Here is a 13,096-nt window from a genome sequence, read left to right on the forward strand (position 1 = left end):
TCAGAACGGCCAGAAGCGCGCCTCTTCCCAGTAGGCTTCGCGGAGGGCGTTGTATCGGGATTCCAGCAGGTCGAGATGGTCCTTCTCCCAGGCGACCAGGCCGGAGAAGACCGAGACCGCCGCCTCGTCCCCCGCCGCTTCGGCTTTTTTCCGGAGCGCTGCGAACTGGCGCATCGCACGCTGCTCGAGCGTCATCCCGATCGAGAGCGCCGCGATCTCGCCCTCGGCCTTCCGGGAATCGGCGACCATCCCCGGAGAGACGAGACCGCCGCGGAACTCGCCCAGCTTTTTCCGGCCGCTCGCGCTCCGCTTGAAGCGCAACGGCTTCCCGTCGGCCAGTCGGCCCGCCTGCGCGACCAACGCTTGATAGTGTTGATCCTCTTCGGCCATGAGGAACTCGAACATTTCGCGCACGCCCGCGGACCCCGCGTTCTGCGCGGCCATCCGGTAGAATTCGCGGCCGTCGATCTCGTTCATCAGCGCGGTCCGGAGACCCGGCCCCACCGCTTTCACCAAAGGAGTCGGCTTCATTTCCCGCCCTCCTGGTCGGGCGACGCCCCCTTCAGCCCCTTCGCCTCGCTGATCCGCTGCTTGAGCTCCTGGACCCGGTTCTCGAATTCCCGGGTCATCCGCGTCCCGTCCTCGTTGCTGGCCACCACGCGGGGCGTGATGAAGATCATCAGCTCGGTCCGGCTCGTCGCGTCGGCACGGGCGCCGAACAGCCATCCGAGCCCGGGGATCTTGTAGAACCAGGGGATCCCGTCCCGGTCGAGCGATTTCTTCTCCTTGACCAGCCCCCCCAGGACGATGCTGCGGTCTTCGCTCGCGATGAGCGTCGTCTGGATGTTGCGCTTGAAGAAGACGGGGTTGTTCGTCGAGCTCTTGATGGTCGTCGAGATGTCGCTGACCTCCTGCTCGATCTCGAGCGTGACGGCCCCCTGGTCGTTGATGAAAGGGGTGAAGGAGAGGATCACGCCGACGTCCTTGTATTCGACCGTCGTCGTAGTCACCGGCGGATTGGAGTTGGCGATGATCGAGGCCGTCGTGATCGGCACCTGGTCGGCGACCATGATCTTCCCCTTCTTCCCGTTGGCGGTCAGGATGCTGGGGGAGGATAGGATCGAGACCTTCCCGTCGGTGGCCAGTGCGCGAAAAGCCCCCGTGAGCCGGTCAGCCTTGTCGTAGGTGTACTTGAGCCCCGAGAGGACGCCCCCGGTGGGATCCGCCGCGCTTGAAACGTTGGACAGCGTTTGGGCGCCGCCGTTTCCGTTCCACATGTAGTTCCAGTCGACGCCCAGCCGAAGCGAATCGTTGAGCTGGACCTCGCCGATCATCACCTCGAGCAGCAACTGCTTTGGGTAGATGTCGATCGTCCTGAGGACGTCGAGGATCGCCGCGTATTCGGAGGCGCTGCCCCGGATGATCAGCGCGTTGGCGGGCTCGTTGACGATGATGTCGAAGCGGTCCGCTTCCTTCTCCTGCCCCTTGCCCGTTGCCGCATGCGCGCCCTCGGACACCGGCGCCGCCTTCGTGAGGACCTGCACGCCGGGCGCGACCTGGCTTTTCGGGGACGGCTCGCCGACCTGCGCCTTGAACTCGGTGGGCTTCCCGGCCGACGGGCTCGCCTGCCCGGGGTACAGTTTCTCGAGGACCGCCATGATGTCGGCGACCTTGCCGTTGCGGACCCGGTAGACGTGGACGCCCCGCGACGTGCCGGTCGCCTCGCGGTCGAGCTCGGCGATCCAGCGGCCGACCTCGTCGAGCGTTTTCGGAGACGCGCTGACCACGAGCAGCGCCCCCATCCGGGGCAGCGGGACGAAGTTGATCCCGGCCGGGTGATTCGCCTTCGCAGAGAAATCGAGCGCCCCGAAGACGGCGTCGAGGTTCTTCGCCATCTCGTCGGGATCGAGGAATTTCAGCGGGAACAGCTTGACCCCGGCCGACCGGAACGCGTCGGCGTCGAACAGCTCGACCAGCCGCGCGTGCTTGTCCATGTTGCCGGAGGTGTCGATCACGAGCAGCATGTTGGCGCGCGTCACCTCGACCGCTTCGCCGCCCGTCGACAGGAACGGCTTGATCACCTTGGCCATCTCGGCAGCGGCGATGTACTGGAGCGGAAAGGCGCGCATCACCGGCCGGTTAGGAAGGCTGCTCCCATCCGCGGTGCCGGGCCCGGGAACGGGCATCGGCTCCATCTTCGCCTCGGCCATCGGGACGATGTGGTAGATTTCGCCTTCGAGGACGGCGGTCGCGCCGTTGATCCGGAGGATCGAGAAGAGCAGCTCGAGCGCGTCCTCCTTCCGCATGTTGCCTTGCGTATGAACGTTGACCACGCCGCGGACGCGCGGGTCGATCAGGTAGCTGATGCCGGCGATCCGGCCCAGCGTGTGGATCACCTCGTAGACGTCGGCATTGTTGAACTTGACCAGGAAACCGCTCGAGGCCGGAACGCGCGGGGCCGGCACGGGAGTCACCGCAGGAGGAGCGGGCGCGCCGGCCATTCCCGGGAATGTCACCGGATCTTCAACCACGATTCCGGAGGGGGGAACCGGCAGGGATGGCGCCGCTTCGGGCGAGGCAGCCACCCCTGGAAAGGGCGAAGGAGGCGGCACGGAAGCGGAAAGGGCGGTTCCGGCGACAAGGGCGTTCAAGCCCGCCGCCAGCGCCAAGCCGAGTGGAATCCTTGTTCTCATCGAATCCTCCAACGCATGATTCTACTGGACCGGTGCAACGAACTGGGGACGGCTGGGCATGACCGGAGGCCGCCGGGTCCGGACGTGGCCCGGTGCCGGCACCCCGTACTGTCCGAGCGGCGCTGCCGACGGGGGCGGAACATACCCCTGCGGGAAAGCCGGGTTGATCGGAACCGCCCCGGGCAGCACGCCCCGGGGAACGACTGTCGCGCCTGGGACGCCGTGAGCCGGCTGCGCAGGCGGGATCGCGGGCCCCGCGGACACCTCGGTGCGCATCGGGCCGCTCCCCCCCGGCTTCGGCCCCCCGCCGTAGAGCGGCAACAGGAATTCCTTTCCGTCGGCTTCCAGGAGCACGCCATCCTGGCGGACCGCCTTGGCGACGAATCCGGGAAGCGATTCCCCCGGCGCCAGCTCCCAGCGCTCGTCGCCGGCGCCCGGTCCCTTCCGGACGATCAGCGCCCGTTCCTTCCCGTCGATCGGCAGGACGCCGAGGATGCTGAAGCGGCTTAGCTCCCCTTCGTAATTGCGCTGGGGAACCGCAGCGACGAAGAGCACTTCCTTGAAAGGCTGCCGGTCCGGCCGAAGCAGCGGCCGCGCCACCACCTCGGCGACCGCGGCGGCCAGCGCGGCGGCCGGCGCCGACGCCGACGCATTGTCGGCGGCCGTGACGCCCGAAGCGGCGGAAAGCGGAAGATCGGGCGTGGGCGGCGCGATCCAGGCCTGGTACGTCTCCCAGCCGAGGAAGGCCACGAGCAGCATCAGGAGTGGCGTCAGCCGGACCAACCGGTTCATTCGGGCCCCCGTGCGGACGATTCATCGGCGCCGGCGTCGGCCATCCCGGCCACTTCGACGGTGACCGTGAGGAGCTCGGGCCGGGCGGCCATGGCTTGAGAATACATGCCCGATGTGACCGAAAGCTTCCGGACGCGCAGTGTCTTCTTTTGGCGCGCGATCTCGGCCAGGAACGCCGCCATCCCTTCGGTCGTCCCCTGGAGGTCGACCTGGACCGCGACCTCGGCGTAGGGCCCCTTCACCACCGGCGCGAGGGCGCGAAGCGAGGTCAGCCGCAGTTTCGACCGCTCGATCCCCGGCTTGAGCATCCCCTGGAGCGCCGCCCCGGCCGCCGCAGGGCTGTCGCCGGGAAGCAGCCCCCCCTCGAGCGCGTCGAGTTTCCATGCCCGGTCTGACAGCAGTTCGTCGACCTTTTCCTCGCCCCCCGCTGCGACGCTGTATCGCGCGATCGTCGCCAGCCGCTGGGGGATCGAAGCTCTGGCCTTCCGGTAATCGTCGAGCTTCGGATAGACGAATTGCCTGACCGCAATGAAGATGATCACCGCGAGGATGCCAGCCGCCAGGAGGAATTTCTCCCGGTTGGAGAGGAAGCGCAGCTGCGACCGGAAGCGCCCCGCCCCGGTCATCGACGCCCCCCTTCGGCCTTCGCAGCTCCTCCGACGGCCTTTGCGGGCTCCCCGGCGGGCTTGGCGGGCTCTCCGGTGAACTCGGCCCGGATCTGGAACCGCTCCAGGTTGTCCGCCTGCCGGGTGATGGGTGAAGCGAACTCGACCTTACGGAAGCGGCCGTCGTGCGTCAGCAGCGGGAAGATCTCGTTGGCGGAAGGCGAGAAACCGTCCATCTCGACCTTGACGCCCTCGAAGCGCAAACCCGTCAGCCAGGTGCCCTGCGGCAGGCGCCCGGTCAGCTCGCGCAGGATCTCGAGCGGCTGGCCGGCGCCCGGAGACGCTTCCTGCAGGAGGGCGATCTTCTGCTCGAGATCCTCGATGGCCGTCATCGCGTCGGCGACCCGTTCGACCGCGGGGCGAAGCGCGGCCACGCGGGCGTCGAGCCGAGACAGCTCGGCCTTGGCCTTGTAGTAGCGGATCGACGGCCAGGCCACCGCCAGCAGCACGGCCGCGATGGCCAGCAATGCCGCCGCCCCCGCCGCGATCTGCGGCCAGGGCCCCTCGCTTTCGGTGGCGAGCAGGTCGAGTCCCCTCCGTCCGGCCGCCGCGCCGAAGGCCCCGAGCGTATCCCACGGGGAAGCGTTCCCCTCTCCCTCGCCCGCGACTTGCCCGGCCCGTGCCGCGAACCGGTCATCGACACGGGCCGCCCTTCCGGCGATGCCTTCGGGCAGCGCCGCCGGGAACCAGTCGGTGGGGGCGACCACAAGAAGTTCAGCCTGCTGCGGCGATGCGGGTGGATCGGGCATCCCCTCCTCGAGAAGCGCGCGCCCCGCCGCCGCCAGCCCATCGGGCGGGCAGCTCCGCGAGGCGCTGAAACAGGGCTCACCGCCCGACACGAGCGTGCACTCGACGGCGGCGCCCAGGCTGCGAAGGATCGCGACCTGCCCGGGCCATTTTCCGCCCCCCCCGATCTCGGCGTGCGCAGCGGAAACGGCCCATCCGGAAGGGATCGCGCCGACGAGCGTCAGCCCGGCGCGCGCGGCGATCTCGGCCCAGCGGTCGAGATAATCGGAAGGGACGGCGACGACCAGGTAGCGCCCGGCCCGGCCGGCGGCGCCGTCCCCGATGCGCCGCCATCGAAATCGGAGCTTTGTGGAAGGGAAGGGGAAGAGCCGCTCGAGTTCCATCGAGAGTGCGGCGCGCATGTCGCGGGCGCGCAGCGCGGGAAAATCGAGCCGGGCCGTGAAGACGCGATCGGCGGGGACGCAGAGGTTGGCATCGCACCCGGCAAGCCCGTTGCGCGCCACGAAATCGCGCAGCGCCTCCTCCGCCTCCTCGAGCCGGCCGGCCTCGCGCTCGGATCGAAGCTCGAAGCAGGCCGGCGGCGCAACCGACGCAGGGCTTCCCACGCCACCCTGAACCGCGGTCACGGCCAGTCGGCGCCCCGAAGGATCGATTCCCACCAATGTCCGGAACAGGCTCAAGCGTTAACGCTCCTCATCCCCAGCCACGAGATCTTTCCATCCGATCATTCTGACAGGATTTTCGCCCGTTCCACCGATTTCCGCGAGGCAGGAAATCGTGCGGGACGCTTTTCCGGCGACGGTCCCTTCCGCCCGGATGGTATATACGGGCGTCAGGTTCACCGTGGTGAACATCGCCGTCGCCGGTGGCGAAAAACCCGTCCCGCCGAGAAACTGCACGACGTCGGGAAGCCCGGAAAACGGCCTTTCGTCGCGGCGCGCCGCGATCGCCTGCGCCAGCTCCGCGGAAACGCCCGGAAGCGCCGCCAGCACGTCGACCGGCGCGACGTTGATGTTCACCGCCCCGCCGCCGTGGACGGTGAAGACCTTCGCGACAAAGCGGTCGTAGAAACGGGGCGTCATCCCCTTCACGTATTGGAGCTCCTCGAGGGCCGCCAGCTTCCCGTTCCGCGGGCGCACGGGCTCGGGGTCGTTCGCGTACGCGGAAGCTTCCGCGCCGCGCGCCAGGGGGATGTCGTCGGCGTCCCGCCAGTCGAGGATGGCGTCGCCGAGCGCTTCGGCCTGGTCGGTCGTAAGCCCCCCCTTTCCGAGAATTTCCTTCAGCATGGCCTCGCCCACGAGGTTGATGTCGACCTTCCCGCTTTCCGGCACCAGGCTGACCGCATAAGCCGCGTCGGCCTCCTCGCCTGCGATCTTCATCGCCATGACATTGTCGGGCGGCATCGACGACAGGAGCGCCAGCGCCCGGTCGATCCCGGATCGCGCCTGGTAATAGGCGCGCGTCGCGTCGAGCCCGTTGCGCGCGGCCTGCGCCTCGGTGCGCATGGCCAGCGAGAATCCGAGCGCCAGCGTGCCCAGCAGCAGCATCGCCCAGAGCACGACCAGCGTGGCGATCCCCCGGCGCCCGATCATCCGATCGGCCCCGCATCGAGCGGCGGGCGCTTGTCGGGCAGCTGGTTCATGCCGACCGGCAGAGGGATGACGATGCGCCGCCTGACGCTCTCCCCCTCGGGCGTGAACTCGATGCCGACCGCCACGGGAAACCGCTTTTGCTCCCCCGCGTCCCAGGCGTTTTCGGTCTCCATCGTCCCGTCGGCCGTGAAGCCGGAGACGTAGAAGAACGCCACCCTGGTCGCGCCCGGGAAGACGAGCTGCGCCCCCTCCTTCGATTCCCCGCCGACGGCGTCCGGCGAGAAGGGGGACCGCTCGGAAACCAACAGCCCCGCTTCGCCCGTCGGCAGCCGGCCTTCGCGAAAGCCGAGCACCCGGAAGCCGCCGCCGCGGCGCTGCCCGATCGGGGAAACCGAAAGGAAACTCACCCGGTCGGCTTCGCCCCGGAACCAGGGGCCCGAAGTCTCCCCGATCGGCACCGGGGCCGGGTTTGCGTCCCGGAACAACCGCTCGAGCGTGGCGAATCGCGCCCGTTGCCGCACGGAGGCGTGGACCGCGTCCTCGCCCTGCGCCATCGACCGGACCGTCATGCGGAACGCCAGCGAGATCGAGGCCGCCACGAGCGCCAGGATGGAGAGCGACACGATGACTTCGAGGAGCGTGAAGCCGCCCCTGCGGTCACCCACCGCTTCCCCCCTTCCGCCGCCAGCGGCTCGCCGACAACGCGACGGAGCGCGCCTCGGCGCCGTCGTCCCAGAGGACGGTGACCCGGAACAAGCGACCCTCGACCGGGACGTTATCTTCCGCGGGCAGCGTCTCGGCCGACAGATTCCAGCGGTACTTCGCATCGAAGTCTCCGTGCGTCTCGCTGTCCTGCGGCGCGGGCGACAACAGCGCCTCCTCGAGCCGCTGCGAGGCATAGAGCGTCGCGGTCGTGACGTCGCGCGCGCCGCCCGACAGCCGCAGCGACCCGCGCAACAGCGCCATCAGGCCGGCCATGCCGGCCGCAAGGATCGTCAGCGCCACGACGACCTCGATCAGCGTAAATCCGGACCGCGTCCCGCGCCCTTTCATGCGCCGGCCTCGACGAGACCGGTCAGCGGGTCGACCGTCAGCAGGATGCGCCCCCCGCCGCCGTCGGCCAGCACCACCTCTGCCGCTTCCGCGCTGCCGTCGGGGAAGAAGCGCAGCTCCGCGACACCCCGCTCGACCGTCTCGCCCGCCGCGGTCACGGACGACACCCGGACGCCTTCGGGCAGCACGCGGTCGACGTTGTCGGACGGGATTCCGTATTCGCCCGTCCCGAGATCGATGCGGACCACGCGGGTCCGTCCCGACGCCGCGGCGCGCGACCGCGCCTGCACCATCGCCGCCCGGAACTCGGCCCCGCCCTGCCGGAAGCGCGCCGATGCCAGCGGCCCAGACAGCGAAGGCAATACAAGCGCAACGCCCAGAGCCAAAATCGCCAGGACAAGCAGCAGCTCGAGCAGCGTGAAACCGCCCGTGGAGCGCCGTTTCAAAGCGGCATCTCGTTGAGACGGAAGATCGCGAGGAAGACGGAGGCGACGATAAAGGCGACCAGCCCGCCGAGCAGCAGGATCATCGCCGGCTCGAGCACCACGAGGAAGCGGGCCAGCGTCCGACGGGCGTCGGCCTCGTACGTGTCGGCGACCGAGGAGAGCATCTCCTCGAGCCGCCCCGTCTCTTCCCCCACCGAGATCATCCGGATGGCCATCTCGGGAAACGGAGTGCTCTCGGCCAGCGATCGCCCGACCTTTCCGCCGCCCTGGATCTTGAGGCGCGCCGACTCCATCCCTTCGCGGATCGCCGTGTTCCCGCTCACCTCGCGGGCGATGACGAACGCCGAGAGGATGGGAACGCCGCCGGAGAGCAGCGACGAGAGCGACCAGAGCGTCCGCGACGTCTCGAGCGCGGTGATGATGTCGCCGAGGAAGGGCCAGCGGAATTTCGACCGGTCCCAGTCGCGCCGGAAATCGGGGCGCGCGAGGAGCGTCGAGGCTGCGAACCAGGCGAGCGCGACGCCACCGACCAGCCAGAGGCCGTCGTTCTTCAGGAAATCGCTCGCGGCGATCACGATCCGGGTCGGCAGCGGCAGGACCACGCGCGAGGCGGCGAAAACGCCGGCGAATTTCGGGATGACGAACACCAGCATGAGCGCGACGGAGAGGATGCATGCGGCCAGCAGGATGAGGGGATAGATGAGCGCGCCAACGACGTTCGACCGGAACTCGCGCGACCGCTCGAGGAAGCGATAGGTCTGGTCGAGCGCCTCTTCCATCCGCCCCGTCGCCGCCCCTGCATTGACCATCTGGACCGTGAAGCGGTCGAAGGGCGCCCCCGGCGCCTTCTTCATCGCGTCGGCCAAAGAACTGCCCGCCCGCACCTCGCCCAAAAGCACGCCGGCGACCTCGCCCATGGGCTTCCCCCGGAATAGGTCGGCCAGCATCTCGAGCCCGCGGTCGACGGGGATGCCCGCCCGCAGCATCGTCCGCAGCCCTTGCAGGAACGGGAGGACATCGCGGCGGGTGCCGCCCCTGGACCCGCGAACCGCCTGCCCGCCGGCCGCGGCAAGCGCCGGCGCCGACGCGGGCCAGACGCGGATCGGCAGGAAGCCCATGTCGCGGAGACGGTCGCGGGCCGAACGTTCCTCGGCTGCCTCGACCACCCCCTCGGACACGCGGCCGTCCTTGTCCGTCGCCCGATATCCGAAAACCGCCATCCGCGTCCTCTCCTGAAATACGTCAGGCGCCGCGCGTGACGCGCAGCACTTCCTCGATCGTGGTCAGCCCGCTTCGGACCTTGTCCCAGCCGTCGTCGCGTAGAAGCCGCATGCCGCCCGCGACCGCCTTCTCGCGGATCGTGCCCGCGTCGGCACGCGCGAGGACCAGATCCTTGATCGTCTCGTCGAGGGCGAGCAGCTCGAGGATGGCCACCCTTCCCCGGTACCCGGTCTGGTTGCAGGCGCTGCAGCCCGTCCCCATCCGCAGGTCGCCCTCGGGGATGAACCCTGCCGTACTCAGGATCTCGTCGCGGAACGCCTGCGAGAGTTCCCGCGGCGTCGAGCAGTCGGGGCAGATCGTCCGCACCAGCCGCTGCGCCAGCACGCCCGAGAGCGACGAGGGAAGCAGGTATTCCGCAACCCCCATCTCGAGTAGGCGGGTGATTGCCCCCGCGGCGTCGTTGGTGTGCAGCGTCGAGAGCACCATGTGCCCCGTCAGCGCCGAATGGATGGCGATCTCGGCCGTCTCCTGGTCGCGGATCTCGCCCACGAGGATCACGTCGGGGTCCTGCCGGACGATCGAGCGGAGTCCCGCGGAAAAGGTCAGCCCGATCTGCGGCTTCACCTGGATCTGGTTGACGCCCGGCACCTGGTACTCGACCGGGTCCTCGATCGTGATGATCTTGCGCTCGGCGGAGCGGATTTCCTGGAGGGCGCCGTAGAGCGTGGTCGTCTTGCCCGACCCCGTGGGCCCGGTCACGAGGACCATGCCGTGCGGTGCGCCGACCATCTTGCGGAACCGGTCGAGGATGTCCGGCGAGAATCCCAGCGTCGCAAGGTTCAAGGGAACCGCCGACTGGTCGAGGATGCGGATGACGATGCTCTCGCCGTAGAGCGTGGGCACCGTGGAGACGCGGAAGTCGATCTCCTGCCCGCCGATCCGCAGCTTGACGCGACCGTCCTGCGGCAGCCGGCTCTCGGCGATGTTGATGCGCGCCATGATCTTGATACGGGAGATGATCGCGGTCTGGAGGCGGCGCGGCGGCGCCTCGGCCTCGACGAGGATGCCGTCGATCCGGTAGCGCACCTTGAGCGACTTCTCGAACGGCTCGATGTGGATGTCGCTCGCGCCCCGCTCGATCGCGCGGGCGATGATGAAGTTGACCAGCCGGATGATGGGCGCCTCGGACGCCGCGCCGATCAGCCGCTCGACCCGCTCGTCGCCGGAGGCGATCTCGTCGCCCTCCTCGCCGACCTGCTCGATCAGCCGTTCCATCGAGGACGCCGACTCGCCGTACCCCTTCTCGATCGCCTCGCGGATCTCCTCCTCGGTGCCCGCCTGCACCGCGACGGTCCGCCCGGTGGCCTTGGCGACCGAGTCGCGGGCTTCGGTGTCGAGCGGGTCCGCCATCGCCAGCACAAGCGTCCCGTTCTCGACGGAGACGGGAACGACCAGCCTCGCGCGGAGGAAAGGGAGCGGCAGGATGTCGGGGGGCACGGGACGGACTTCGGAGGCGTCGGGCTGGAACGGCGGCAACCCGCAGACGGACACGTACGCCTGGCGCAGCGCCTCGGAGGAGAGGAGCCCGCGGGCGACCAGCCCCCTCGGGAAGGCGGCCCCTTCGGTACGCGCCCGGCCGAGCAGGGCATCGCGTTCGCCGGGAGCCGGCGCGAGCGAGGTGACGAGCGCTTCATTGAAGGTTCGACGGTTCACGGAATCCCTCCGGCGTAATCCTACAATCTTATCCTAATTTATCCCGCAATCGCGCCCGGCGACGTTGCCCCCGTTTTTCCCAAGGCGTGAAATATGCGAAGATATCCGGATCATGCAGAATCTCATCCGCGACCTGTTGATCAAGATCGGCGAGGACCCCGAACGCGAGGGGTTGCTCAAGACGCCCGAACGCTTCGAGAAGTCGATGCGCTTCCTCATGCAGGGCTACGGCCAGGACCCGCGCGACGTGCTCCAGAAGGCGGTGTTCCACGAGCAGTACGACGAGATGGTGCTCGTCAAGGACATCGACATCTTCTCGATGTGCGAGCACCACATGCTGCCCTTCTTCGGCAAGTGCCACGTGGCCTACATCCCCAAGAACAAGATCGTCGGCCTCTCGAAGATCCCGCGCGTCGTCGAACTCTACGCCCGCCGCCTCCAGGTGCAGGAGCGGCTGACCCAGGAGATCGCCACCGCCATCATGGACACGTTGCAGCCGCACGGCGTCGGCGTCGTCATCGAGGCGTCGCACCTGTGCATGATGATGCGCGGCGTCGAGAAGCAGAACTCGAAGGCGGTCACGTCCTCCATGCTCGGCAGCTTCCGCACCCAGCAGAAGACCCGCATGGAATTCATGGAGCTGATCAAGCCCGGCTTCAACGTCCTGCGCTGACCCCGGGGTGGCCCCCGAGGTTTGCGTGGCTATCGTTTTTCGCGGTGACAGGTGGGGCAGGTGACCGGGACGCCGTTCTTCTCGTGGCACTCCTTGCAGGCGGCCATCTTCGGAAACGACGATTCCTTCTTGCCACCTTGGGGAAGCGCGTGGCAGCCGTCGCACGGGACGCCCGCGCCCGCGTGCGGGGCGTGGGAGAACAGGACGTCGGCATAGGCATTGGGGAGATGCGGGATGATCCGCGACGGGACCGGCAGCGCCTGGAACTCGGCGAAGAGCTGGGCGCCCTTCGCGTGGCAGGCGCCGCATTCCTTCCGGGTGGGACGCGTCGGTGCGGCGGGGTCGTTGCCGTGGCACGGGACGCACGATCCCTTCGCGATCGTCACGTGCCCCGTGTGCTTGAACTTTCCCGCGTCGTCCCCGGCATTGCAGGACGACAGGATTGCCAGTCCCATCAGGAGACAGCAGCGCAACAGAGCGGTATCCGCCCATCGGGTGGACGGTTTCAAGGTCGCCGGGGTCGTCGATGTGGGTACGGCATACATCTGGTTATCAGGATAAGCCGGAAGCCCGGGCGCGTGTCAATCGATTCGCGCGAACCGTTTCCAAATTTACTGCTTCCCCTCCGGCCGTTTTTCCGCAGCCTGCTTCGCGACCGCGGCGACGTCGGCGGAAGGCAGGATCACCGGGTAGAGCCCGAGCCGCCCGATGCCGCCGAACACCATCTCGAGCGGACCCGCAGCCGCGTCCTGCGTCTCCATCGCGCGCAACAGGAAGATGCCCGCCACCTTGCCGTCGAGCGTGAAGGCGGGTGATCCCAGCCGGCCGCTCACGGCGTTCTGGTCGACGAGATAGTAGCTGCGCGGCTTCCCGGCCACCGCCTCGATCCGGAAGATCGCCGCGGAAGGCGCGCGCCCCCCGATGGCGCCCAGGCGGCCGAGGATCAGCACATCGTCGAACATCGCCGGCTTCGCTGCTTTCGAGAGGTCGACCGCAACCAGCGGCCTGGCGGGCTTTTCCGTGGGGCGAATGAAGACGAGGTCGAGATCCTTGTCGCGCAATACCACCTGCGCCGGCAGCTCGCTCCCGTCGGGCAGGAACATCCGGACGTCGGCGAAGCTGCCCTCGATGTCGACGCTTCCCGCATCCTCGCCGCCGGACTTCGCTTTCTTGAGCATGTCGGCGTAGGCCTTCGTCGGATCGACGTTGATGTTCGAGAGCACCGTCAGCCCGGACGGGTCGATCACGGTCCCGAGCGCCTCGACCTCGTTCTCGCCCTTGCGCATCTCGCGTCCCTGGACGACCATCCGGTACCGCGTGACGACCTTGACCTGGATGACCGCATCACCGTAGGCCTTTGCGATCCCGGCCGCCTTCATCCCGCTCTCGTCGGCGCGCGCCGTCGATCCGACGCCCTCCGCGAGCAGGAGCGCGATCGCCGCGAGCAATATCCATCCCTTCGAACATCCGGGCACGTGCATCTTCCCTCCGGTTGCCGTCG

The 13,096-nt window shown here is 68.5% G+C and carries 14 protein-coding genes; 1 reads left to right on the plus strand and 13 read right to left on the minus strand.

Translation table 11 applies throughout. From position 1 onward, the window contains the following. From VGK27_02315 to gspE, 11 genes are read right to left on the minus strand one after another with little or no spacing between them, the layout of a single operon-like run. The gene (locus VGK27_02315) at window positions 1–531 is read right to left on the minus strand and encodes a ferritin family protein (protein ID HEY3488938.1); all 531 of its coding nucleotides are present in this window, start codon (window positions 529–531) and stop codon (window positions 1–3) included. Beyond that, window positions 528–2,693, minus strand: a complete 2,166-nt coding sequence (gspD, locus tag VGK27_02320) for a type II secretion system secretin GspD (GenBank protein ID HEY3488939.1) — start codon at window positions 2,691–2,693, stop codon at window positions 528–530. The genes VGK27_02315 and gspD overlap by 4 nt, the downstream gene beginning before the upstream one ends. A 21-nt stretch (window positions 2,694–2,714) precedes the next feature. Then, entirely contained in the window at window positions 2,715–3,485 is a 771-nt protein-coding gene (locus tag VGK27_02325) for a hypothetical protein (protein HEY3488940.1), read from the minus strand. Beyond that, window positions 3,482–4,111 carry a type II secretion system protein GspM gene (gene gspM, locus VGK27_02330; protein ID HEY3488941.1) on the minus strand — a complete coding sequence of 210 codons (630 nt, stop codon included), beginning with the start codon at window positions 4,109–4,111 and terminating at the stop codon, window positions 3,482–3,484. The genes VGK27_02325 and gspM overlap by 4 nt, the downstream gene beginning before the upstream one ends. After that, window positions 4,108–5,577: a PilN domain-containing protein gene (locus VGK27_02335; GenBank protein ID HEY3488942.1), complete on the minus strand. Its 1,470-nt coding sequence runs from the start codon at window positions 5,575–5,577 to the stop codon at window positions 4,108–4,110. Before VGK27_02335 ends, gspM begins: the two co-directional genes overlap by 4 nt. Window positions 5,578–5,580: 3 nt before the next feature. Then, window positions 5,581–6,489 (minus strand): type II secretion system protein GspK, encoded by a 909-nt coding sequence (locus VGK27_02340; protein ID HEY3488943.1) that lies wholly within the window; start codon window positions 6,487–6,489, stop codon window positions 5,581–5,583. After that, on the minus strand, window positions 6,486–7,154 hold the full coding sequence (locus VGK27_02345; GenBank protein HEY3488944.1) for a prepilin-type N-terminal cleavage/methylation domain-containing protein: 669 nt from the start codon (window positions 7,152–7,154) through the stop codon (window positions 6,486–6,488). Before VGK27_02345 ends, VGK27_02340 begins: the two co-directional genes overlap by 4 nt. Further along, window positions 7,147–7,542 carry a prepilin-type N-terminal cleavage/methylation domain-containing protein gene (locus VGK27_02350; protein ID HEY3488945.1) on the minus strand — a complete coding sequence of 132 codons (396 nt, stop codon included), beginning with the start codon at window positions 7,540–7,542 and terminating at the stop codon, window positions 7,147–7,149. The genes VGK27_02345 and VGK27_02350 overlap by 8 nt, the downstream gene beginning before the upstream one ends. Beyond that, window positions 7,539–7,988 (minus strand): GspH/FimT family pseudopilin, encoded by a 450-nt coding sequence (locus VGK27_02355; protein HEY3488946.1) that lies wholly within the window; start codon window positions 7,986–7,988, stop codon window positions 7,539–7,541. The genes VGK27_02350 and VGK27_02355 overlap by 4 nt, the downstream gene beginning before the upstream one ends. Then, window positions 7,985–9,208, minus strand: a complete 1,224-nt coding sequence (locus tag VGK27_02360; protein HEY3488947.1) for a type II secretion system F family protein — start codon at window positions 9,206–9,208, stop codon at window positions 7,985–7,987. Before VGK27_02360 ends, VGK27_02355 begins: the two co-directional genes overlap by 4 nt. A 22-nt stretch (window positions 9,209–9,230) precedes the next feature. Continuing rightward, entirely contained in the window at window positions 9,231–10,922 is a 1,692-nt protein-coding gene (gene gspE / locus VGK27_02365; protein ID HEY3488948.1) for a type II secretion system ATPase GspE, read from the minus strand. A 112-nt stretch (window positions 10,923–11,034) separates the two neighbouring features. Here gspE and folE point away from each other — a divergent pair, with 112 nt between their 5' ends. Next, window positions 11,035–11,595, plus strand: a complete 561-nt coding sequence (folE, locus tag VGK27_02370; protein HEY3488949.1) for a GTP cyclohydrolase I FolE — start codon at window positions 11,035–11,037, stop codon at window positions 11,593–11,595. A 29-nt stretch (window positions 11,596–11,624) separates the two neighbouring features. On the opposite strand, the gene VGK27_02375 is transcribed toward folE, so the two are convergent. Together VGK27_02375 and VGK27_02380 are read right to left on the minus strand one after the other, a co-directional pair. Further along, on the minus strand, window positions 11,625–12,068 hold the full coding sequence (locus VGK27_02375; GenBank protein HEY3488950.1) for a hypothetical protein: 444 nt from the start codon (window positions 12,066–12,068) through the stop codon (window positions 11,625–11,627). Between the two features lie 138 nt (window positions 12,069–12,206). Beyond that, the gene (locus tag VGK27_02380; protein ID HEY3488951.1) at window positions 12,207–13,070 is read right to left on the minus strand and encodes a serine protease; all 864 of its coding nucleotides are present in this window, start codon (window positions 13,068–13,070) and stop codon (window positions 12,207–12,209) included. Window positions 13,071–13,096: the final 26 nt, after the last annotated feature.

This window comes from Candidatus Deferrimicrobiaceae bacterium (assembly GCA_036504035.1).
Lineage (GTDB): Bacteria > Desulfobacterota > Deferrimicrobia > Deferrimicrobiales > Deferrimicrobiaceae > JANXPS01.

Bases quoted from the DNA above. Each gene is read 5' to 3' on its own strand.
- VGK27_02315 (HEY3488938.1), bottom strand. From the start codon at position 531: ATGAAGCCGACTCCTTTGGTGAAAGCGGTGGGGCCGGGTCTCCGGACC.
- gspD (HEY3488939.1), bottom strand. From the start codon at position 2,693: ATGAGAACAAGGATTCCACTCGGCTTGGCGCTGGCGGCGGGCTTGAAC.
- VGK27_02325 (HEY3488940.1), bottom strand. From the start codon at position 3,485: ATGAACCGGTTGGTCCGGCTGACGCCACTCCTGATGCTGCTCGTGGCC.
- gspM (HEY3488941.1), bottom strand. From the start codon at position 4,111: ATGACCGGGGCGGGGCGCTTCCGGTCGCAGCTGCGCTTCCTCTCCAAC.
- VGK27_02340 (HEY3488943.1), bottom strand. From the start codon at position 6,489: ATGATCGGGCGCCGGGGGATCGCCACGCTGGTCGTGCTCTGGGCGATG.
- VGK27_02350 (HEY3488945.1), bottom strand. From the start codon at position 7,542: ATGAAAGGGCGCGGGACGCGGTCCGGATTTACGCTGATCGAGGTCGTC.
- VGK27_02360 (HEY3488947.1), bottom strand. From the start codon at position 9,208: ATGGCGGTTTTCGGATATCGGGCGACGGACAAGGACGGCCGCGTGTCC.
- folE (HEY3488949.1), top strand. From the start codon at position 11,035: ATGCAGAATCTCATCCGCGACCTGTTGATCAAGATCGGCGAGGACCCC.